The following is a 21,652-nucleotide window of genomic DNA, read 5'->3' as shown; positions in this document are numbered from 1 at the left end:
CTTGGCCACACGAATCGCGTGCCGCACGTCGACCGTCAGCATTCCGTGTTACGCTGGCATAGCCCGCCTGCTGCCCCGACGCAGCCCGCTAGTCCAATTTGGGTAGCCCTTTCTTGCCGGGGACAGCGGCCGGTGTACGCAGACCCGCTGGCATGACCTTTCGGGGGGCGGGAACTTAACCTTTGGGTGTAGGCTGACCGGCTCCTTTGAATGCGTTTTCGCTCGGGGGTTTTCTGATATTGTCCCTCATGGTTCCGATATTGTTCTATAGTAATATAATCTGAGTGCGATGATATATAAGATTGTTTTCCAGATTTACGACATAATCAAAGGTAATTTTAGTACAATACATAGTAAATCCTCTCTCCTTGTGCGCGATGTCTTGCAGCAATTGAGTTTAGCAGAGCTGTGAGTGGCCGCGTCATCTCAACCAACATGGTTTGTGGAGTGAGGTCGGGCGGATGGTCTCTGATCCGGAATGCCGAACATCGAGGAGAGTGCCGATATGTCATTGGTCAGCGGATCTGTCGAAGCGCCGGTGCCACGGGGTGCGCCCGTCCGTCATGCGATGCCCTTGAATGCCGGCCTCGTCGGGCCACTTTGCGCGACCCCAGTTCTCGACCAGGAGGAGGGCGGGGCGAGCGTAGCGCCCCCGAGCAATTATCGCGGCACCGTGGCCCTGAGCATGCTCGACCGCATCGGTTGTGGCTATCTTGTCCTTGAGGACCGCCGGAAGATCGTCGAAGCCAACGCCACGGCCCGACTGATCCTCGGCCGTGAAGCGGGCTCGGTTCAAGGCCTCGACCAACTGACGAGCGCCTTCAAGCGATTGATCGCGCGCGCGCCGAACCGCCCGTCACTCGGCCCGCTGACCTGGATCGTCATTTCGGACAAGGACGATGCGCCTCTCGTTCTCAATCAGGTCGCGGACGACATGCCGGACGGCACCAGCGTAGTCATGCTTCTCGATCTTGATGCTCATCTGGAGCCTAATCCCTTCATGCTTCAGCGCATGTTTGGCCTGACCATGGCGGAGACGCGCCTGGCGATTCAAATGGCGCGCGGCGATGTGCCGGCGGATGTCGCCCGCAGTCGGCGTCTCAGCCGAACCACCATTCGCTCCCAGCTGGCCTCGGTCTTCGCCAAGACGCAGACCAGGCGCCAGGCGGAGTTGGTCACGTTGCTTGCCCGTGTCGCGGTCCTGCCGTGAGGGGCGAACTCGCTTCGGCGCGCCGCCTCGACCCGGAGCAACGCAGCGCCGGTATCGACAGGCTCGTCCGCTGGAGGCACTGGCGGGCGGTCGCCTGGTGCGCCTTCTGCCTCATCGGCATTGCCTCGATCCTGCCCGGAAGCATCGAGTTCAGAACCCGGGCGCCACCCGAGCTCGAGCACGTGTTTGCCTATGCGGTCACGGGCGGAATTTTCGCGGTTGTCTACGGGCGCAAGGGCGCCCCTTTGTCTGCCGCCTTGCTGATCGTTGGCGCCGTCGGGTTCGAACTGGCCCAATTTTGGATTCCGGGCCGCACGCCACGGGTTGTTGATGCGGCCTGCAGTATCGCCGGCAGCATGATCGGCCTGGCGGCTGGTCTTGTTTTGCGCCAAGCGTGGTCGAAGCGATCTCGGGTTTCGGAGTAGCACGTTCGGCGAGGCGGATTGGTGCTTTTGACTCCGAACGGGGACATCGGTTGCGGTGCGGAGCCAAGACATCGCGGCGATGTGGGCCGTTCAGCGAGCGGAAGCTCTGCATCGCGTCTCCTCACATCGTAAAGACAGGTGAGGAGACGGCCGCTACTCCCTTGCGGGTGCGCCAGCCTGTTGCCTGCCCTGCTCCGACGCGAGAGTGGTCTGATGGGGCCAATGGCATTCCAGGCGGATTGCAGGCGAAGGCGTGATCTTTCCAGCGATCGGCTGGCATTCCCGATGGCCTTTCGGCACGCCGGGCATCCGCAGTATCCTTCGAATGGACGATGATGCTCACAAGGCGTCTCCATAGTGTCCCGTAACAGCCTGACCCGCTGCTTCGCGAGACTGCGCAGCCATGATGTGCTCGGGGCCACAGGCAGAAGTCGATTGGCGCCGGAGCTCGACGAGACGCTTGGAGCGAAGCTTCGTCGATCTGGGTGGATGGATACTTGGATAGGAATGGGTCGGCGCGTGGCGGGTAAGGCCGCACATCGCTCAAGGCGTATTGCAGTCATGGAGGTAGGAATGACTAACGCCGCAATGGGGACAGCCGGACGTCTCAGTGCCAGACACTCGGCGAGGCTTCAGCAGTCAGCCGACGTCTTGCAGGACGAGGGTACGCTCCGGCTTCTGGAATTGCCCGCGCTATCGCTGAGCTCGCCGGTTCGATCAACGCGCGTGCGGATTGCCGTGTCCGCTGACGCCAAGCGCGCTATCGCCAAGATAAAGAGCGGCTCCTGTGGGCGAGGGCTTTTCATCGATTGCGGATCAAATGTCGGGCAGGGATATAGCGTATTCAGTCGGTACTATACCGAAGAGTATTTCGATTTCATCATGATAGAGCCCAACAAGAGTTGTCTGCCATATCTTCAGGCCCTGCAGGCGAGTTCGAGCGCGAATATCGAGATCATCGGTAAGGCGGCGAGCGTCCGGGAGGGCTTTACCACGTTGTTTGGGCCTCCGTCGGATCGACGCCAACCTACCTATGAAAGGCGATCGATCGTTCCCGAGCACAACAGCAGCCTGTATGATGCACGGGATGCGGATTCTGACGTCGTAGAGACATTCTCGCTGTCGAATCTCATCATGGCAAAGAAAGCTCTGTATGATGTCGTCATTCTAAAGCTTGATGTCGATGGTTCGGAATATCAAATACTGTTTGATATGATAAATACAGGAGCTCATAGAGAATTATACGCGACATATATAGAGTTCCATTCCTTTTACATGAAGCGCCTCGAGCGAGAAATCAAAGTAATGGCGGAATCTAATATCCGAAAGACGATAGAGAGCGATGGGATATTGTTTAGGGAGTGGATATAGATCCTCTTCGATTTGAATAGATTGGGCTCCTGGCGGTTTTCTAGGCATGGAGATCAACATCCCTCTGTTCGGCCTAATTTTCCGAAGTCAGGTCGCGGCTCCGGGCGTCAAGGCAAGAGGAAGAGGCTTGTAATGATCCTCGAGATGTTCGGCCGTCCGGGGCGGGAAAGACGACGATGGCGTCGGCCCTGACAGCCCATCTACGAGGTCTGGCTATGTCGTGCCCCCCGGATCGGTGTGCGGGCTCACCCGCTGAGGCGCGTTGTCCTCAAATGCCTCGCCAGCGCCCGATTGCTCAACTCCGCTGGTCCGGCCAACGGCGTCGCGGATCTCTTCAGGATCCTGCCACCGAAGGATCGGCTCTGGGGCGTTCGCCTGCATTGGCACCCGGCGCTGCTCCGTCGCGAATGGACTGCGGCGCATTCCTCGGATGCGATCACGATCTTCGATCAGGGCATGGTCCAGGCGGTGGCCTCGCTCGTTCTGCTCAGCGGTATACTTGAGCGCGACCTCATCGGACGCGCGCTCGACTGCCTGCCGAAGCCGGACCTGCTCATCCGCTTCGAGTCGCCACGACCCGTTCTGGGGGCGCGCCTTCGGGATCGTCGGCAGAAGATCGGCCCGCTTCAGCGCTACCTCGAGATCGGCTTGCAAGGCAGCCTGGACCACGTGGACCATGTTGATCTGATCTCGGGCCTGGTCGGCGCGCGGGGGCTCCCGATGATCCGGGTCAGCAGCATCGATGCCCCAAGCCGGAATCTGTCGATCGATCGGATCGCCGCCGCAGTTCTCGCCAGGATGCGCCCATCGCGAGCCGTTGCGGAGGAGCCCGCAGGCGGCTATGCGGCGCTCTCGATTAGAGCATCCGACCGGATCCCGTTTCTGGCCCGATGACTCAACTTGCTGCGATTGCGACAGCTTTTCCGAGAACTGCAATCCATTTCACGGGCTGATGCTCACGATCCGGCGTCGAGGCGGGGACAGGCATTGGGTGGAGTGACTCAAGTTGCCGGCAGGGGCGGAAGGCGACCGCGATCATCGGCTGCAACCCGGGCTGTCGCCCGTGAGAGCCTGGTATCTCCCAGCGCCAGGTGGACTGTGCAGGACGAGGGCAGCCGCTGCGCAGGTTGCGATCAGCGTGCGTCCGTAGCCCGTATCGCACAACCTCCAGAGACACGCAGCATCGGTCGTCCTCCCGTCGAAGGGGCCGTCTGGAACTGTATCGGACCCGGCCAGCCGGCTTCTCAGGAGAGGCGGGATCAGGAGGCGCGCGGGCCGGGAGTGAAGGCTATCGCGGGAAATACGCGGCGCCGGGCCCTGAGGCAGAAGAGCCGATGGCGGCATGCCCCGCCTCCATCATGCAAACGAACGAAGACAGTGGGTTACGGCGCTCATAGCATCCTCTCCCAGATGACCGGGTGAACTCTGTGCGTGGTGATCCAACCGGTGCCTTGTGCCGTGACGTTTCGGGCACTCCGACACCGCTCCACCGCTGTCATGCCCGGCGCCACACGTAGCAAGCCGGAGCGGCACGCAGCCGCAGACCACTTATAGGAGGCTCGGATGAAGGCTGTGATCCAATGCGGCGGCAAGGGCACCCGTCTGCGCCCCTACACTTCGGTCCTGCCGAAGCCGCTGATGCCTATCGGATCGAGGCCGGTCCTGGAGCTGCTGCTCAAGTGGCTCCGCCGGAATGGCATCCAGGAGGTTTTCGTCACGACCGGATATCTCGGCCATCTCATTCGCAGTTTCTGCGGAGACGGCGCGCAGTGGAACATGAAGATCACCTACACCCAGGAAGTCGAGCCGCTCGGTACGATCGGCCCGCTTTCGCTGCTGCGGGACCAGCTCGACAGCACATTCCTCGTGCTCAACGGCGATGTGCTCACCGATATCAGCCTCAGCCAGTTTGCCAGCTTCCATCGGCGCCATCCGGGGCCGGTCACCATTGCTACGACCACACGGACGATCAAGATGGATTTCGGCGTGATCGACGAGGTTGATGGCGAGGTCAAGACCTTCCGCGAAAAGCCGGCGCTACCGCATCTGGTGAGCATGGGCCTGTACTGCATGGATCCGTCGGTATTCGAGTTCATTCCGTCGGGAGTACCCTTCGGGTTCGACGACTTGATGTTCCAGATGCTGGAAACTGGCACGCCCGTGCACGTCTTCAAGCACGAGGGTGTGTGGCTCGACATCGGCCGCGTCGACGACTTCCACAAGGCGCAGGACGTCGCCTGGGACGAGCAGTCGGTAGTGATCGAGCACCCTGTCGCGGCCTGACGACGCCCGTCCGGCCGGCGCCGCTCGGCGCCGGCGACTTGTCCGCCACGCGTGATGGAGCCTTCCATGTTGCTGGTTGCCGAGCCCATCCTGGGTCCCGAAGAGAAGACTGCCCTTGCAGAGGTCATCGACAGTGGCTGGCTGACCATGGGGGACCGGGTCAGAGCTTTCGAGCGGGCCTTTGCCGAAGTCCATGGCGTCGAGGATTCCGTCGCGGTCAATTCCTGTACAGCGGCCCTCCACCTCATTCTGCATGCCTTGGGGCTGGGGCCAGGCGACGAGGTCCTGGTTCCCGCCCTGACCTTCGTCGCCACCGCCAATTGCGTGGTCTATGTCGGCGCGACGCCCGTCTTCGTCGATATCGAGTCGGCCGACGTCCCGCTGATGTCGTTGGCCGACGCCGAGGCCCGCTGCACCGCGCGGACCAAGGCCGTCATTCTCGTTCATTTCGCCGGCTATCTCGCCGATCGTGAGGCCTGGCAGAACTTCGCTCGCCGGAAAGGGCTGCTGCTGCTCGAGGACGCTGCACATGCGCCCGGGTTAAAGCAGGTCGGGACCTTCGGCGAAGCGGCTGCGTTCAGCTTCTACGGCAACAAGAACATGACCACTGCCGAGGGCGGCGCGATCATCGCCCGCGATTCCGCCCTGCTCGAGACGATCCGGCAGGCGCGGGGGCACGGCATGACCAGCGGAACGCGCCAGCGCCTGAATGCGCGCACGCCGACCTATGATGTCACCATGCTTGGCTTCAACTACCGCATGGACGAGATGCGGGCCGCCATCGGTCTTGTCCAGCTGCGGAAGCTGCCAGGCTGGAACGAGGTCAGGAGCCGCCTGGTGGCCGATTACCGGCAGCTCATTGCCGAACGCTGCCCGTCCGTCACGGTACCTTTCCAGCAGCCGCGGCTATCCACGTTCCACATCATGCCGGTTGTCTTGCCGGCCGGTGTGGTGCGGCAGGAGGTCATCGATCACCTGCGCGAGAACGGCATTCAGACGACGATACACTACCCTCCGGTCCATCTCATGACGCTTTACCGTGAGCTCTGCCCCGGCGTGCAGCTGCCGCGGACCGAAGACTTCGCGCAGCGTGAGCTGACCTTGCCCCTCCACCCGCGGATGGGAGCCGAAACCGTCGAACTGGTCGTGGCCACATTGGCGCGTGCCGTGCAGGCCGAAACAGTCGTCAAGGCCGTCGCATGATGCCCCGCCAGATCCGTGTCGGGCATTCTGCGGCGGGCGTCGATATGAACGCGGTCGCGAGTCGCGCCTTCGACGTCTTCGTCGCATCTGCCGCCGCCCTGGTCCTGGCCTTGCCCATGCTGGTCATCGCCTGCGCCATCTGGCTGGAGGGCGGTCGGCCAATCCTCTTCTCCCAGGCGCGCCTGGGAAAGGGCGGGCAGCCCTTTCGCATGTACAAGTTCCGTAAGTTCGCAGCCACCTGCGGCACCGAGGGATGTCCCCTGACCATGGCCAAGGACGGGCGGATGACGCCCGTCGGCCGCGTTCTGGCCGCGACCAAGCTCGATGAGCTGCCGCAGCTTTGGAACGTCCTGAGGGGCGACATGGCCATTATCGGACCGCGCCCCGAGTCGCTGGCCTTTGCCGATTGCTTCCAGAATGGTTTCGAACAGGTTCTGGAGCACAAGCCAGGTCTGTTGGGGCCTAGTCAGATTCTGTTCCGCAACGAAGGCAGTCTCTACCCGCCGGACATGGACCCGACGCGCTTCTATCGGGATGTGCTGTTTCCGACCAAGGCACGGCTGGATCTCGCCTATTTCCCCCATCACAGCGTCGTCGGCGACATTGGTTGGCTCATGCGGGGCGTGCTGGCCGTCTTCGGCTGGGTCCCGTCGCAGGCCGTGCCCGCTCAGCGGACAGGCCGGCCAAGTGTTGCCGAAACCCGCGAAGCAACCAAGTCCGAGGGAGCAGCTCAATGAGCTACAGCGGCATGCGCGTGCTGGTGACCGGAGCCGACGGCTTCATCGGGTCCCATCTGACCGAGGCGCTGGTGCGCGACGGCGCCAAGGTCACGGCCCTTGCCCTCTACAACTCCTTCGACAGCCATGGCTGGCTCGACGATGTTCCCGAGGCCACTCGCAATCAGCTGAATCTCGTGCGGGGGGACGTTCGCGACGCCGCGTTCATCGGGCGAATCGTGCAGGGCCAGGAGATCGTTTTCCACCTCGCCGCTCTGATCGCCATTCCCCATTCCTACTTGGCCGCCCAGTCCTACGTGGAGACCAACGTGCTGGGGACGCTGAACGTGCTCGAAGCGGCACGCCAGCATGGCACGGAGAGGATCGTGCACACCTCGACCAGCGAGGTCTATGGCACTGCGCTGACCATGCCGATCAGCGAAACCCATCCGCTCCAGGGCCAGTCGCCCTATTCGGCGTCCAAGATCGGCGCCGATATGATGGCGGAGGCCTTTGCGCGGTCCTTCGGGCTTCCGGTCGTGACGCTCAGGCCTTTCAACACGTTTGGGCCGCGTCAAAGCGAGCGGGCAATCATCCCTACCATCATTCGCCAGGCGCTCGACCCGGCCTGCACGGCCATCATGGTGGGCGACACCACGCCGATCAGGGACCTGACCTTCGTCGAGGACACCGCCGCAGCGTTCATGGCCGCGGGCAGCGCGGTCGCGGTCGATTACGGACACGCCTATAACGCGGGCAGTCAGCGGGCGGTGACCGTTGCGGACCTGATCGAACTGATCCGAGAGCTGAGCGCGTGCCAGAAGCCGGTTCTGCGCGACGAGACGCGGATGCGGCCGGTCAATTCCGAGGTGCGGGCACTGCTGGCCGACTGCTCCCGCTTCGAGCGCGAAACCGGCTGGCGACCGCGCACGAGTCTGCGCGAGGGCCTGGAACGGACGATCGCGTGGTGGCTCACCCGCGTGGCGGCGGGGCAGGTTCGACGCCAGAAGGACTTCATCACATGAAGCCGGTTCTTCCGAGATCATGGCTTGGCGCACTCCTGGCCGCCGCGCTCATGCCGGCATTCTGGCCCGCGGCTGCAGCCGACAACCTCTCCGCCGCGCAGCTGGTCGCGCCAGTGGACATGCCACTGCCCGGATATCTGCAGCCCGCATCGGACCCGGCCTTCGGCGTGGCATTCACGCGGGTGACCCGGCCGGGGCCACTGGGCTCGGGCATCGTGTGCGGCCCCGGCCACTGCAGCCATCGCTATTCGAGCGCCCAGGCCTGGAACGCGGATCAGAGCCTCCTCGTCATCGTCAATGGCTGCAACGGGCTGTGCTTTCTCGATGGCCGCAGCTATGCGCCGCTTTTCCGGCGCACCCGGAGCGGCGAATGCGAATGGCACCCGCGCAATCCGGAGCTGATGATCTGCGTCGGGGGGCAAACCGTTTCGTTCTGGGCGCCGCGAACCAATCTCGAGCGCGTGGTCTACACCGCGGACCATCATCGCAACCTTCAATTCGGCCCCTACAAGGGAAACCCATCCTGGGACGGTCGCCGGATCGTCGTGCGGGCACTTTCGGAGAGTGGGGCACTCGTTGCCTTCGCCTACGACCTGACGACCCGCACGAAGTTTCCCGACATTGCGCTCGCCAAGCTCCCAGGCCAGAGCAATGCGTGCTCCATCTCTCCCTTGGGCGTGCATGTCTATTGTCTCCAGAGCTTGCCGGACGAGACCAACCAGACCTTCATTTTCACGCTCGAAGGGGCTCTGGTGCAGAGCTGGACCGAGAACCACCGGCCCGGTCATGGTGACATGACGGTCGATGCGGACGGGCGCGAGGTCTATGTCGGCATCAGCAAGGCGCCTCCCGATAGGTTCCAGGTCATCAAGCGGCGTCTCGATGACGGTGTCGTCACCGCCTTGACCCGCTACGGCGAGGCTCAGCACGCTTCCCTGGCGATGCGACGGCCCGGCTGGGTCTTCCTGAGCTATTCCGGGGTGCCGGACGAGGTCGGTCGCCACGCGGCGTGGGCGCCGTTCGCGCAGGAAATCCTGGCACTCAAGATCGACGGCAGCGGCGAGTTCCGGCGGATCGCCCAGACCAGAAATGCGCCCCATGACTACTGGAGTGAGACCCACGCTTCGCCGTCGCCCGATGGGTCGCAGATCATCTGGTCGAGCAACTGGGGGCAGGCAGGCGGCCCCGTCTTCGATTTCGTCTCGCGCCTGGATTGGCCCGACGAGGTCGCCCCTGCCGGGCAGCACGCGAGAGGCCAGTGAAATGACCCTGTTTGCAGTCAAGCGTCCCAGCCTCGGCAGGCTCGCATCCGGCGTCCTGCTGGCCGCCTGCCTGAGCGGCGGAGCCCATGCCGGAGCGCCGTACCGGCTTGCCCCCGGCGATACCATCGAGATGGCCCTGGCCGGATTGCCGGATCAGCGTCAGCGGGCGACGGTCCAGCTCGACGGCACGATTGCATTGCCGGCCGTCGGCTCGGTAGTCGTCGCAGGCCTCACCCCGGCGGAGTTCCAGAGCCGGATGGAGGCCCTGATGCCGACCAAGGTCTTCCGATTTCGCGCTCCAGATGGCCGCGAACAGGTCCAGGTCGTCAGGCCGGGCGACGTGACCACCTGGGTCGCCGAATACCGGCCGATCTATGTCGCCGGCGACGTGCTCACCCCCGGCCAGCAGGCCTATCGGCCGACCATGACGGTCCGGCAGGCCATTACCGTTGCTGGCGGATACAGCCTGCTTCGCTCTCGTGCCGGCCAGCTCGGCCCGGACCCTGTTGACATGCGGCGCGATCATGACTCGCTCTGGACCGAGTATCTGAAGGAATATTTCCACGCTCTGCGCGTGCGCGCTGAATTGGATGATCAGGAGACCTTTGATCAGCGCCCGCCGAGGAGTTCGCCCCTGCCCACGATCGTGGCCTCGGGCGTTGCCCAGAGCGAGGCGGAATCGCTCAAGATCTCGCTGGCCGATTTCCGCGAGGAGCGGAGTTTCCTGGAGCGCGCTGTAAGGGAGGCAGGCGAGCAGGTCACGGTGCTGATCCAGCGCGAGCAGGAAGAGGAAAAGGGCGTGCAGGCTGATTCCCAGGAGCTTGAGCGGGTCAATAAGCTGTTTGGAAGCGGCGCCCTGGTCAGTCAGCGTATCAGCGAGAGCCGACGCGCGCTGCTCCTGTCGTCATCGCGCCGCCTGGAAACCACTGCCCAGTTGATGCGGACGCGGCTGCAGGTCGAAGAATATGGTCGCCAACTCGAGCGCGTCGCCAATCAGCGGCGGATCACTCTGTTGCGCGAGCTGAGGGACTCAAATCTACGCTTGGCGGATCTCAGCGTGAGAATTCAGGCGATCAGCGAAAAGCTCCGTCCCCTCGGCAATGTGAGTTCGACGCCAGCTGCAGGCAACGACCTTCGCTCCGAGGTCGTCATCGTCCGGAAAGCTGGCCAGCAATGGCAACGCCTGCCCTCCACCGAAGACACCGAGGTGGAGCCGGGCGATGTCATCGAGGCCGTGTTTCGCGGAGAGGGCGCCACTGCTGCAGCCGTGCAATAACGGCCAGCAGGATCGCGCAGAGGACGCTCATCGGCCCTCGGGTGAGGTCCACCCACCCGCTCCCTTTTCTCGCTCGAACAGCTTGATGTTCGAGCGGCTGATTCCGGGTCTGCGAGGAAACGGGGAGGCGAATTTTATGAGGATGCTTGCGGTCGGCGAAGGGCGCCTTCGCTTCAGATTTCGAAGGTCCTACGGGGCTCGGGGCAGCACGTCATTGCCGAAGAAATCGGTTTGCCGCGGCGCGCTTGTCGTGTTCGCCTGGATATAGGCTGGGCCGCCTCGGCCGGGAGCGGGACCGACGTCGAGATAGCTGCGCTCGGCCGTGGTGCGGGGCGCGGCAGTGGAGGCAACTGACGGTGCGGCGAATTCCTCGCGCGGCGTGCAGCCTGCAATGCTGGTCAACAGAATAAGACTGGAAACAACCAGAGCAGCTCTCATCGCGCGATCTTTCAACTCATTTCATGCGGATAACAGTATCCGAGAAAAACATGGGGCCGGCAAGTTGGCGATCTCCACCGACCCGATGGATCAACCCCGTCGGAACGGCGGTCGCGGAGCTTGAGCGCCGGGATCGCGAGGGCGCACATTGCGCTCACACCCTGCTTTCGGCGACGGCTTTCAGACCCTCGGCTGGCGGACGTGCCATTCATCGCGGGTACGGTTTGCTGCCGGCGCGCCAGGAGATGCCGTTCGTTCGCCTCAGGCATCTCCTGGAATCAGGTCGCCGTGGGTGAAGCTGCGCTGACCGGTCCATGCAGCAGCGAGCTCAGCAATTCGCTCGCACCCGACCACAGGATCTGTACGCCCAGGCAGAATAGAATGAACGCCGAAAGGCGAACCGCGATTTCCGTGCCGCCTCGCCCGAGAAGTTTTTGCACGCGAACGGCATAGGCAAAGCAGAACCAGATGCTGAGCGCGATCACGGCGATTGCCAGGAGACTGGCGAGAACGAAGACGAGCTCGCCGGACGACGCGGTGAAGGTTGCTCGCGAAAGCCCGATACTGATCGTGACGGCGATCGTGCCGGGCCCGGTGGTCAGTGGCAGGGTCAGCGGATAGAAGGCCTGGGTCAGGAGGTTGGCGCGTGACACATCGTCCGCAGACGCCTCGAAATCCTTCTGGCTGCCTTGGTTGAGCAGCTTCCATCCGGATACCGCTACGATCAGCCCACCCGCCACGCGGAGGATGGGGATCGAGATCCCGTAGAACTGCAGGATGAGCGCGCCCAGAAGGAATGAACCCATCAGGACGAAGAGCGAGTTCACCGCGATACGCCGCGCGAGAATGCGCCTTGTGTCGGGCACCGCGCCGCGCGTCAATCCCAGGAAGACGAGTGCTGATCCCGGCGGATTGACCACGGGAAAGATCGCTGCGAGCACGACCAGGAATGTATTGATGGCCGCCGACATTCAAATCGACTCGAGATGGCCGGGGCCGACAATTCCAGGACCTTGGAACGTCTCCGCGGAGGGCCGTTCTCCGGAAGAAGCGAAGCACGCATCGTCGCCTCCGATCGCATCTTTCATAGCTAAGCCCTCAAATTGTCATGGCACCCTATTCAGGTTCTCCGCTGTGCTGCGCCTCCTGTGGGGCCATAGGACGGCACCGCATCAAGCCGGACCGTGACCGGCAAGCCTGGTTCGCGCGGCGGATGTAGGCACGGTATGGTGCCGCGATCATGTCTCGGCCATCGATCGTCACCGTACGCCTTGCTGTAACTGGACGTCAAAGCCTGCAGGTCAGTCAAACTCTGGCTTGGAACGAGCCTTCAGATGCCAGTTCCTGCGCGTGATCGAGGGCGCGAAAGTCGCGGGCCGATTATGGCTATGATCGCTTCATCGAAACTGCGCGCACTGCTTGCTGACCCGCTCGAAAGTGGGCGCAGCTAGATGGTCATTACGTTATTGAAAGAAATGGCGCGCCGTCGCGAGCGAAGATGAGAAATATATCTACGCTATAGCCCTCTACGGCCCTCCCTCTTCGCAAATTTGGCGGCAAATACTCTGCCTCATCGAGGTGATTGTTGGGCCGTTCTCGTTTCTAGTCGGCTGTCGGTACTTCGCCGCACCTCACACGCTCCTTCCATCGTCGAGGCCCCTTCCGTTAAGGGCGAAGCCGCCAGGCGCTGGTGCGGGAAGCAGGCGAAAAGCAGATTTTTATATTTTATATCAATATCTTATAGGCGTATCGATTTGCGCTCAGCATGCATTTTTGGTATGATTTTTAAACATTTCCGGCTGCCCGGCGTCGGCGCTTTACTCTTCTGCGAGAAGAAGCATGACCTCGCAAATACCTGAGCGGATACTTATCGATGGTAAGCCACATTGGCTATACGCGCAGCCGCTCTATCGCCTGCTTGCGACGCGCAGGACCAAAATAGAAGCGCCCGACGCCTGGACAACGGCGTGTCATTGGTCTGCCCCCATTGGGTGGCCCGGTTTCAGTCTAATGCATGGTCGGCTTTGCGGCCATGTCTGAGATGGATTTGGCGGAGGCATAATGGCGGCCGGTACCGGAGCCCTGTATCCGAGCGATGAGTGGGGCCGCACGGTGTTGTAGTGCTTTCGCCAGCTTTCGATGACGGCTTTTGCCTCGGCGAGGCTGTAGAAGATCTCGCCGTTGAGGAGCTCGTCGCGAAGCTTGGAGTTGAAGCTCTCGCAATAGCCGTTCTCCCAAGGCGAGCCTGGCTCGATGAAGGCCGTCTTCGCGCCGACCGCTGTGATCCACTCCCGCACCGCTTTGGCGGCGAACTCGGGACCATTGTCCGAACGAACATTCCCCGGCACGCCGCGCAGGACGAAGAGGTCCGACAAGACGTCAATGACATCGGTGGACTTGAGCTTCCGGTCTATCCGGATCGCGATGCATTCCCGGGTAAACTCGTCGATCACGTTCAACATGCGGAACTTGCGGCCATCGTGGGTGCGATCCTCCACAAAGTCGTAGGACCAGACATGGTTGGGACACTCCGGTCGTAGCCGAACGCAGGATCCATCGTTCAACCATAAGCGGCCCTTCTTCGGTTGCTTTGCAGGGACCTTGAGCCCTTCGCGCCGCCAGATCCTCTCGACACGTTTGACGTTCACGGCCCAGCCTGACGAACGCAGCATCGCTGCGATCCGGCGATAGCCATAGCGGCCATACTGGGTCGCAAGCTCGACGATGTCGGCTGTCAGCGCTGCCTCGTCGCTCCGTCCCACCGGCACCCTGCGTTGCGTAGACCGATGCTGCCCCAGGACCCGGCACGCCAGCCGCTCCGACACGCCAAACTTCATGATGGCGTGGTCGATGCAGCGTCGGCGGCGGGAGGGGCTCAGAAGTTTCCCGAGGCAGCCTCCTTGAGAATGAGCTTCTCAAGCGTCAGATCCGAGACAGCCTTCCGTAGCCGCTCGTTTTCCTTCTCCAGATCCTTGAGCCGTTTCACCTGGTCGGACTTCAGGCCGCCAAACTCCTTGCGCCAACGGTAATAGGTGAACGCCGTCACACTGATCGTTCGGATTGAAGAATCACGGTCGGCTGAAGAAGGTTGAGCGCGTAGATCGGCATCGCAAACTGCGGAAGATGTTCGAGGTGGTAGCGTCTGCCAAGGAGGTGCCCCCCTAGCCCACCAAGCCATTTGCGTCAGTGCGCCAGTGCGTGGCGCAATCATTGACGCAAACCTCGTTGCGCCAGGGCGCCAGTGCGCCAGCCCCTATAGGGGCTGGCGCACTGGCGCGGCGCAGAACGTGAACCGCCAACTCTGAGGCCAAACATGTATGCTGCCATCTCCAATCATGTTGCGGAGCTGTTTCAGAGCGTAGTTCAGGGCCCCCCGGGCCTTCGCACTAATCCGGTGACCGGAGATAAGTTCATGTTTCCAGACGATCCGGTCAGGGACCAGATGGATCAGGCGAAGCGCGTCTTGATCGCCGAGGCTTGGCACAATGGCCACAGTTTTCCGAATTCGCCACCGTTCCCCGTTAGCAGGGAACAGCGTGACCAACTGAAGTACACGACCCCCCTCGGACATCTCATGGCGATGTTCAGGGACTCTTTGAGCGCAAACGACTTCGATATCGGTCGGCATCCGACGTTCGGTGAGTACGTTTCTGGCGTCTTGGCGTCGCCTGGCGCACCCGAATTCGTGCGAGGCGCCGTTGTGAATGCGAGCTTTAGGCCCAGGGTTGCGCTTAACCTGGATCGGCACTTCCGCTGGAGGCCGCAGGACTGCGGGCGAGATGCTGTCCCAGATAAGGTTCAGTAGCTGAATGGCAATTCAAGTCGACAACTGGACAGACGACAACGCGCCCGCGGCAAGCGCATGCGCTCAGGAGCCTTCGTCGAAGAGTGATGCCTTCATGACCGTGCTTCAGCGTGCGCGAGATGAAGTCCGACAGAGGGCCGCACGCGACGACTGGCATGAGGCTCTGGCGCGTCTTCACGGCACGGTAGGCTCGGACGGCGTCGAGCGTATTCTCACACGCGAGGTGTTCGACTGGCTCGACGTGCCGCTCCGCAAGCGACCTGCACAGACGATTAGGCTATCCCGAATAATGCAGCAGTTGGGCTGGACCCGCATCCGTGCGCGCGGGTTGACGCCCGGATCCTACTTGGACCGAGTGCGGGGGTACGCGCGCATTCGAGACGCGGACGCCGGATCGGTTTCAGCAGCTTGAAGATCTATGCAATGGCGGCCGCTACGAGGAATCCACAGTGTTGCCGTCAAGGCAAATATGACGTCCGCGAGTCAATGCACCTTGGGAGGGGAAGGCAGTCTGGCTAGAGCAGTGGCTCCAGGCGAAACGTCGGTTTCGAGATGGCGTATTATGCGCGCGCTAAAGCGGTACAGCCTCAAAAATTCAATGCTGAATCAAGCGGCCACAAATTTTTCCCATCCTGCACGGCGCAGATCGCAGGCAGGACACGCGCCGCATCCCTTCCCCCAGAGGTGGTCATGCGTCCGGTCGCCATAGTAGCACGTGTGCGTATCATCCCGGATCAGATCAACGAGGGCATCTCCACCAAGGTCATGGGCCAATGCCCAAGTCTGCGCCTTATCGATCCACATCAAAGGCGTGTGGATGACAAATCGGCTTTCCATGCCGAGATTGAGGGCCAGTTGCATCGCCTTGATCGTGTCATCGCGGCAGTCGGGATAGCCCGAATAGTCCGTCTCACAAACACCGGTCACGATATGCTTCAAGCCGCGCCGATACGCAACCGCAGCAGCAAAGGTCAAAAACGCCAGATTCCGACCAGGTACGAATGTATTGGGAAGCCCCCGTTCGGTCATCTCGAGGGCAACACCGCGCGTCAGTGCCGTCTCGCTGACCTGTCCGAGGATCGTCATGTCGATCATGTGATCCTGGCAGAGCTTTTCTGCCCACCGCGGAAAATCACGGCGCAAGCGCGTGATGGCAGTCTGTCGAACCTTTAACTCAATGCGATGGCGTTGCCCGTAGTCGAAACCGATCGTCTCGACGTTCTCGAAGCGATCGAGCGCCCAGGCCAAACATGTCATCGAATCTTGGCCGCCCGAAAACAGAACCAGCGCTTTGTCGGGCTGTGTCATGCCATTGCCTTCGGCTCAAGGTACCGGCAGGTTTCACCTGCGATTTCGCTCCGAACAGTCACGCAGGACAGTCCGGGAAGCTTGGGCTCAAAGCGGTGCCAGATCCACATCGCAACCTCGGCCCGGTGCGAATGGCCGTGGAAGCGACGACTGGGTTCCGCCTTGATGGACCGCTGAAGTGTGGGGCCAGTATCGAAGTTGAAGGATTTCGACAACTCGATCATCAGCGAATTCCTAGGTGTTTGTGGGTCTGGACGCTCAGGCGCCACCTTGGGTGATGAAGGCAGTACCTGATGGCCAGGGCGATGTTTTCAGCGACATTCGGACCATCCATCGGCTGCAAAGAGAAGCGGTCGAAGGCCAGATCTTCGAAGATGTCCGGCAAAGCGCCCTTCTGGGGGTAAACCAATTTCAACTCATGCCCTGACCTCAGTTTCAAGTCAGCTCCGGCTTTGGGACTCACGCAGATCCAATCTAAGCCTTCTGGCGGCAACAGTGTGCCGTTGGTCTCCACGGCAATCTCAAAACCATGATCGTGCAGCGCCGCGATCAAGTCGGCATCAATTTGCAGCATCGGTTCGCCGCCCGTCAGGACGCACAGACGGCCTTCACGACCGCCTCGCCATTCGCCAGAAATCGCATCTGCCAAGTCGGCGGCCGAGCGGTATCGGCCGCCACGCATCCCATTGATCCCCACAAAATCAGTATCGCAAAACGTGCAAATCGCCTTGGCCCGATCCTCTTCCCGGCCTGACCAGAGATTGCATCCTGAAAAGCGGCAGAACACGGCGGCACGTCCCTGATGGGCGCCCTCTCCCTGCAGCGTCAGAAAGATCTCTTTGACAGCGTACGTGCTCATGCGACCGCCACCGCGCGAATGGGTGGTGCATGACGCAACAAACGCATGAGATGATCGCTCACCAAACGATAGTCGGCGCTCGTGTTTTGTAGCGTGTCCCAGCGTCGGCTCTGATCGGGGAAGACCCATTCGCCACTCGACCAGTGCGTGCGGCCCACGAGTGGCCGCAGGCCGAGCACGAAGTCTTCCAACGTACGGCAGCCCTTGTGGTCCAGCTGATCGAGCACGTAGCCCATTGCGATCAGACCTACGCCATGCAGGAGGCGCGACGATTTTGGCTTGTGATCGACCCAATCGCTGGCAAAGACCTGCTGCACGGCGGCGAAGAAATTGCTGACCAGTTCAAAGCCTTCAGTCATCAACCGATCGTTCCGGGCCGCGTGACGGAGTGCGCCATTCTGTAGCGAATTGATCAGCATCTTCTGGATCAGGGTGTCCTTGAGGATCCCGTCCGGATTGGTCTGCTGATGGATCTGGCCGAACAGCGATGAAACTCGCCGATAATTCAGAGCCTCAATCATCCATGCGGCTTCTGACCGGTTCGAAAGCCGGAACGGCAGTCCCGCAACTCCTGGCAGCAGTTCATAAATCAGAGGCTTGGCCAACGGCTTGGTATTGTTGATCAAGATGAACTGGCGATTGAGTTCCGCGCGATCCTCGCAAAGGAACGCCGACACAACGAACTCAAATGGGTTATCATCGCCCAAACGCTTCGACGCGCTGAAGCGCTGCTGGCCGTCAACCACCCATCCCGGAGGCCCGTCGGTAACGTCGACGCACAAACACCCTTGGTCATCTACATAGGCCTTTTCGGAGAAGGCCAACACGATCGCATTCGGTAACATTGCATCCGGCCGGCGCAGATAAGCTTCGATCTCACTGACGTGGGTCGAAATCTGTTGGCGCTGAAAGCCTTTGAGCTTGCCGTCGAGATCTCGGCTGATCCGGTCGATTCGGGCAATCGTGTCAACCTGACGCGGAGTCGCTGTAAAGCAAACGACACGCGGACCACTGCCCTGGCGCGGAGAAATGGTCGGGCCAAAACGCAAGATCGTCATACTGTCTCCTCCAGAGCAACCGGCTCGGATGTCTTTAAATGGCGGTGAAACACGTGCAGGTTGTGCATGCCGCGACGCTTGTTTCTGTTCGAGGAACGGAAGATCAGAGCATCGACGCCGGCCTCCCGGCAGACACGGCAATCGCAACGCTCCCAAGGTCGATCGCCGAGCGTTCGTGTGTAAGCAGTCTCAAGTGTTGCAAGCTTCGCTTCGTTGCGCGCATCGCTCGCCTTATCGTCCCACAGGGCATAGCGACCATAGGTCAAAACCGCTTGGACAGCGGCTTCGACCGTGTCTTTGCGTGCAGCCGACGCCCGCACCGTCTCCAACGCATCCCGCTCCAGGCGCAGCAAGCTTTCCTGGTCAAGGTGACCGCGCTTGGCCCGCCGCATCAGCTTGTCGTTGTCGAGAGCCTGTGGGATCCGAACCGCCGTGTAATAGTCGAGCGATCCGTCAGAGTTGAGACTGTAGTAGTTTCGCTTGCCGTCTTTGAAGGCCCGCAACAGCGGTGAAGTTGTGTCGAAACTCGACACGCCGAAGGCCCGTACGGACTGCAACTCTTCCGTCTTACCAAATCCAAGAAGATGCAATTGGACAGAACTTGGGATGGCCTCTCGGATCGCCTGCAGCGCTTGCCTGATCTGATCGATCTGCAGCGGGACCATGCCACCAACTGCTAGGTAAGAGAATCCGATCTTCACGAGAGCGGCCGCGGACGTAGCCATACTGGCAGCCGACCACCCTTGAATAACCCCAACTGGTGTGAAGTTAGGCCCTAGTGGTCGCGAGGCTGGCAAGAACTTTTCAGCGTACGATAGAGTGATGTCATACCGCCGCTGCGCTTCGTCCGAAGGCGGCAAACCATCGGCCTGGAAATCGAAGATCAAGTGATCGATCGAGCAGCCATGGGTAAAGCCAGCATCATGGTAAAACTCGAGTGTGTTCTCAACGGTATGCGGGGGCACAGCTTCGTTGCGGTAGGTGAACGCGCCGTTATCGCCCATGAGCATGCTGCCAGGATATTGGCTCTCGGGAAAACGCAAGAAAGAGCGCGCACCCTCGCGGCGGAAGCGCATCGCCTGCGAGTCATTGTATTTTCCGACGCGCTTGACGTCGCCGACGATCGCCCGCGAGACCAGCAGTCCGTCATAAGGTGGCGTGTCCAGAAATTCGTGCGGAAACAGGTCGTCATGATGGACCCGGCGTGTGCTGCTCCGCTGATCTTTGACAAAATCGAAAAGCGGATCGACGAAATCGAGACTGTCGGAATAGAGAAACTTCATGCGGCCACCTGGCGGGAGATATCCCGCTCCAAAGCGACCAACAGATTTGACAGCGAGCGCACATCCTTCGGAACGCACTGAATATCGTTCCAGTCGCGACCCAGATGGTCCCAGCGCCCTTCCGTCCAGTGACAGTGCGGGGCAATCCGCTTCAAAACCGTATAGGCCATATTGTAGTCGTTGGAGGCATCGCTGGGTCGGGTCATCACCTGGTCCATCAAGACACCCATCGCTGCCATGCCGGCCGCATGCATCAATCGGCTGCGATCGGGCGGCAGCCCCCAAGCCTGTGAGAAAACGTCGCGAACAGCGCCCCAGAACGAAGCCATGACATGGTACATCGCATCAAGATCGGCAGGGCCGTCCGGTCCGATGTGCACAGCAAGCGCACCGCGCGGATCTTGCAAGCTCCGTCGGATCAAGTTTGTCAGGCTGGTGTCGGTGATCACCGCTGTAGCGGAGACCGCCGACGGTCGCTTGATTAATTGGTAGAATGGCGACCCTGGTGTTTCATTCAAGATAGTGCACAGCATGCTGGGCACGCGGCGCGCCGAGAGATCGCGCGGCAGAACCGAGCCGACTTTCGGTAAGAGTTCATCGATCAAACGGCGATCAAGCGGCTTAGCCTTGTTCACCAGAATGAACTGTTCGCGGTTGATACTGAGATCGCCCGATACAAACGCGATCACCGGCACCGGGAAGCTGCCGCACTCCGATTGGGAAAGTGCAAGCGCCCGTTGTTGGCCATCGACGATCCAGGCCGATTTGCGATTGGGGCGGACGGGAATGGACAGCACGCCGCTATCGCTGCCCTGTTCTACATACTGGTTTTTGGTCCCGCGCTTTGCCGTGAATTTGACGCCAGGGACCAGCGCGAGGATCACCGCATTGGGAAACAGCACATCACCGCGGTTGAGGTACTCTGCGATGCCGCGCACATGCGCTTTGATTTCCGGCCGCTGAAAGCCTTCGATATCACCATTCGGGCCCGGTCCAATGCGGGCGATTTCGGCGATCTCCAGGATTTTTGATCCGGGAAGAAACATGGCGAACACTTCTGTGCCAGCTTGCCGTGTACGGACAGCATGGAGATCAAGATGGAAAGGTGAGGTCACGGGCAGACCTCCGCCTTGACCGCGCGGAACAGCGTTGCAAACCGCCTCTGTTCGCACGAAACACCGGCGACGTGCCGCAGATGTGCCAACATGTCGGAGTTCCGCCAGCCGACGGCCGGGGCAAGCGCCAAGATCAAATCCTTGACAGCCGCATCGTCGACCCGCCGCTGCGGTGGGCGCGAGGGCTTTGGCCGCGCGCCCACCAAGCGCTGCTCCACCCCCCGCCGTTGGGCCGCAAGGTCGAGGGATGTTGGCAGCACGTGGTTGACGAAGTCTGAAAGCGCGCGTTGCGGAAAATCAACCCGAGTCCCTGCTGGGCCGACCGTCTCCAGACGCTCATCGTATGGCATTACGAACGGCTGCAGCGCCTGTGGCAAGGCGCTTGCAATCGAGAGCCCGAAGATCCGTAAGGCAGTCGGATTGGCCTTCGCAATCTGAAGGAGATCGGAGACGACCATTTCGGCATAAGCGCGTGACAAACACAGGAGGATCAGCTTCCTGCCTTTGGCATCGTCGACAAAGTTTGTGGCGAACGGCCCCTTCTGGATGTCTTGCCACCAGCCGACCGGATCAAACGATCCCTCGATCCGCGCAACAACAGATCCAGGGCCAGAAGGCCTGACGGTGAGATCATATGTGGGGATGATCGTCGGCGCAGTCACGTAGCCGAGGCCCGCGGAGAGCACCCGAAAATCGGCCCCCGTGGCCTTTGCCAGTTCGCGCGCCACGCTGAATGCTCGACCTCGATACAGGTGATCTGCGCGCTTGGCCGTCGCGGCGTTCTCTAGGGTCGTCCGCCATTGCGCAGCAACGGTCGCCTGCGGCCCTTTGCCAATCGCATCGGCGATCAAAGCGGTCTGTCGGACGCGCTTTCCAGCCGAGCAAATCGTGATGATAGCCGGTTTCTGATGCATTTCTTCCAGGGTCTTACAGTTTTTAAACGACCATTGTCGTGATTCGTTGCATCAACTGCGGTCCACATCTAGCGCCTAGATGGCACGCCAGTGCTAGATGC

Annotated in this window: 19 protein-coding genes and 1 pseudogene; 9 read left to right on the top strand and 11 right to left on the bottom strand. The window is 61.2% G+C overall.

The features are described from left to right. Positions 1-505: 505 nt before the first annotated feature. From BIWAKO_RS08395 to BIWAKO_RS08385, 3 genes are all read left to right on the top strand, one after another. On the top strand, positions 506-1,210 hold the full coding sequence (locus BIWAKO_RS08395; RefSeq protein ID WP_141740024.1) for a helix-turn-helix transcriptional regulator: 705 nt from the start codon (positions 506-508) through the stop codon (positions 1,208-1,210). Next, positions 1,207-1,635: a VanZ family protein gene (locus tag BIWAKO_RS08390; protein WP_069878280.1), complete on the top strand. Its 429-nt coding sequence runs from the start codon at positions 1,207-1,209 to the stop codon at positions 1,633-1,635. Before BIWAKO_RS08395 ends, BIWAKO_RS08390 begins: the two co-directional genes overlap by 4 nt. Positions 1,636-2,208: 573 nt before the next feature. Continuing rightward, the gene (locus BIWAKO_RS08385) at positions 2,209-3,006 is read left to right on the top strand and encodes an FkbM family methyltransferase (protein ID WP_069882280.1); all 798 of its coding nucleotides are present in this window, start codon (positions 2,209-2,211) and stop codon (positions 3,004-3,006) included. 213 nt (positions 3,007-3,219) lie between these two features. Here BIWAKO_RS08385 and BIWAKO_RS35280 read toward each other — a convergent pair whose 3' ends face one another. Further along, the gene (locus BIWAKO_RS35280; RefSeq protein ID WP_141740023.1) at positions 3,220-3,942 is read right to left on the bottom strand and encodes a hypothetical protein; all 723 of its coding nucleotides are present in this window, start codon (positions 3,940-3,942) and stop codon (positions 3,220-3,222) included. A 627-nt stretch (positions 3,943-4,569) separates the two neighbouring features. On the opposite strand from BIWAKO_RS35280, the gene BIWAKO_RS08375 reads away from it, so the two are divergent. From BIWAKO_RS08375 to BIWAKO_RS08350, 6 genes are all read left to right on the top strand, one after another. Continuing rightward, positions 4,570-5,289 carry a nucleotidyltransferase family protein gene (locus BIWAKO_RS08375; RefSeq protein WP_069878276.1) on the top strand — a complete coding sequence of 240 codons (720 nt, stop codon included), beginning with the start codon at positions 4,570-4,572 and terminating at the stop codon, positions 5,287-5,289. A gap of 66 nt (positions 5,290-5,355) precedes the next feature. Further along, positions 5,356-6,492, top strand: coding sequence for a DegT/DnrJ/EryC1/StrS family aminotransferase (locus BIWAKO_RS08370; protein ID WP_069878274.1), 1,137 nt, complete (start codon positions 5,356-5,358; stop codon positions 6,490-6,492). Between the two features lie 44 nt (positions 6,493-6,536). Next, positions 6,537-7,229 (top strand): sugar transferase, encoded by a 693-nt coding sequence (locus BIWAKO_RS08365; RefSeq protein WP_069878272.1) that lies wholly within the window; start codon positions 6,537-6,539, stop codon positions 7,227-7,229. Beyond that, complete coding sequence (locus BIWAKO_RS08360) at positions 7,226-8,233, top strand: SDR family NAD(P)-dependent oxidoreductase (protein ID WP_069878271.1); 1,008 nt, start codon at positions 7,226-7,228, stop codon at positions 8,231-8,233. The genes BIWAKO_RS08365 and BIWAKO_RS08360 overlap by 4 nt, the downstream gene beginning before the upstream one ends. Continuing rightward, positions 8,230-9,495: a hypothetical protein gene (locus BIWAKO_RS08355; protein ID WP_069878269.1), complete on the top strand. Its 1,266-nt coding sequence runs from the start codon at positions 8,230-8,232 to the stop codon at positions 9,493-9,495. Before BIWAKO_RS08360 ends, BIWAKO_RS08355 begins: the two co-directional genes overlap by 4 nt. Before the next feature lies 1 nt (position 9,496). Further along, complete coding sequence (locus BIWAKO_RS08350; RefSeq protein WP_069878268.1) at positions 9,497-10,771, top strand: polysaccharide biosynthesis/export family protein; 1,275 nt, start codon at positions 9,497-9,499, stop codon at positions 10,769-10,771. A gap of 189 nt (positions 10,772-10,960) precedes the next feature. Here BIWAKO_RS08350 and BIWAKO_RS08345 read toward each other — a convergent pair whose 3' ends face one another. The 10 genes and pseudogenes from BIWAKO_RS08345 to BIWAKO_RS08285 form a co-directional block, all read right to left on the bottom strand. Further along, complete coding sequence (locus BIWAKO_RS08345; protein WP_141740022.1) at positions 10,961-11,209, bottom strand: hypothetical protein; 249 nt, start codon at positions 11,207-11,209, stop codon at positions 10,961-10,963. A 278-nt stretch (positions 11,210-11,487) separates the two neighbouring features. After that, positions 11,488-12,180, bottom strand: a complete 693-nt coding sequence (locus tag BIWAKO_RS08340; protein ID WP_069878266.1) for a MarC family protein — start codon at positions 12,178-12,180, stop codon at positions 11,488-11,490. Positions 12,181-13,179: 999 nt separating this feature from the next. Next, positions 13,180-14,273, bottom strand: a pseudogene (locus BIWAKO_RS08335) (IS3 family transposase); the annotation flags it as partial. Between the two features lie 1,347 nt (positions 14,274-15,620). After that, the gene (gene queC, locus BIWAKO_RS08315; protein WP_069878262.1) at positions 15,621-16,322 is read right to left on the bottom strand and encodes a 7-cyano-7-deazaguanine synthase QueC; all 702 of its coding nucleotides are present in this window, start codon (positions 16,320-16,322) and stop codon (positions 15,621-15,623) included. Then, on the bottom strand, positions 16,319-16,546 hold the full coding sequence (locus BIWAKO_RS08310) for a hypothetical protein (RefSeq protein WP_069878261.1): 228 nt from the start codon (positions 16,544-16,546) through the stop codon (positions 16,319-16,321). The genes queC and BIWAKO_RS08310 overlap by 4 nt, the downstream gene beginning before the upstream one ends. Next, complete coding sequence (gene queE, locus BIWAKO_RS08305; RefSeq protein ID WP_069878260.1) at positions 16,546-17,181, bottom strand: 7-carboxy-7-deazaguanine synthase; 636 nt, start codon at positions 17,179-17,181, stop codon at positions 16,546-16,548. Before queE ends, BIWAKO_RS08310 begins: the two co-directional genes overlap by 1 nt. Next, the gene (gene dbpB, locus BIWAKO_RS08300) at positions 17,178-18,239 is read right to left on the bottom strand and encodes a DGQHR domain-containing protein DpdB (RefSeq protein ID WP_069878259.1); all 1,062 of its coding nucleotides are present in this window, start codon (positions 18,237-18,239) and stop codon (positions 17,178-17,180) included. Before dbpB (BIWAKO_RS08300) ends, queE begins: the two co-directional genes overlap by 4 nt. Further along, positions 18,236-19,522 (bottom strand): tRNA-guanine transglycosylase DpdA, encoded by a 1,287-nt coding sequence (dpdA, locus tag BIWAKO_RS08295; protein ID WP_069878258.1) that lies wholly within the window; start codon positions 19,520-19,522, stop codon positions 18,236-18,238. Before dpdA ends, dbpB (BIWAKO_RS08300) begins: the two co-directional genes overlap by 4 nt. After that, the gene (gene dbpB, locus BIWAKO_RS08290; protein WP_069878256.1) at positions 19,519-20,637 is read right to left on the bottom strand and encodes a DGQHR domain-containing protein DpdB; all 1,119 of its coding nucleotides are present in this window, start codon (positions 20,635-20,637) and stop codon (positions 19,519-19,521) included. Before dbpB (BIWAKO_RS08290) ends, dpdA begins: the two co-directional genes overlap by 4 nt. Then, complete coding sequence (locus tag BIWAKO_RS08285) at positions 20,634-21,551, bottom strand: hypothetical protein (RefSeq protein WP_069878254.1); 918 nt, start codon at positions 21,549-21,551, stop codon at positions 20,634-20,636. The genes dbpB (BIWAKO_RS08290) and BIWAKO_RS08285 overlap by 4 nt, the downstream gene beginning before the upstream one ends. Between the last annotated feature and the right edge of the window lie 101 nt (positions 21,552-21,652).

It is taken from the genome of Bosea sp. BIWAKO-01 (genome assembly GCF_001748145.1).
Lineage (GTDB): Bacteria > Pseudomonadota > Alphaproteobacteria > Rhizobiales > Beijerinckiaceae > Allobosea.
The sequence above is the reverse complement of the archived record's forward strand: the minus strand, read 5'-3'. Positions and strand labels throughout refer to the sequence as shown.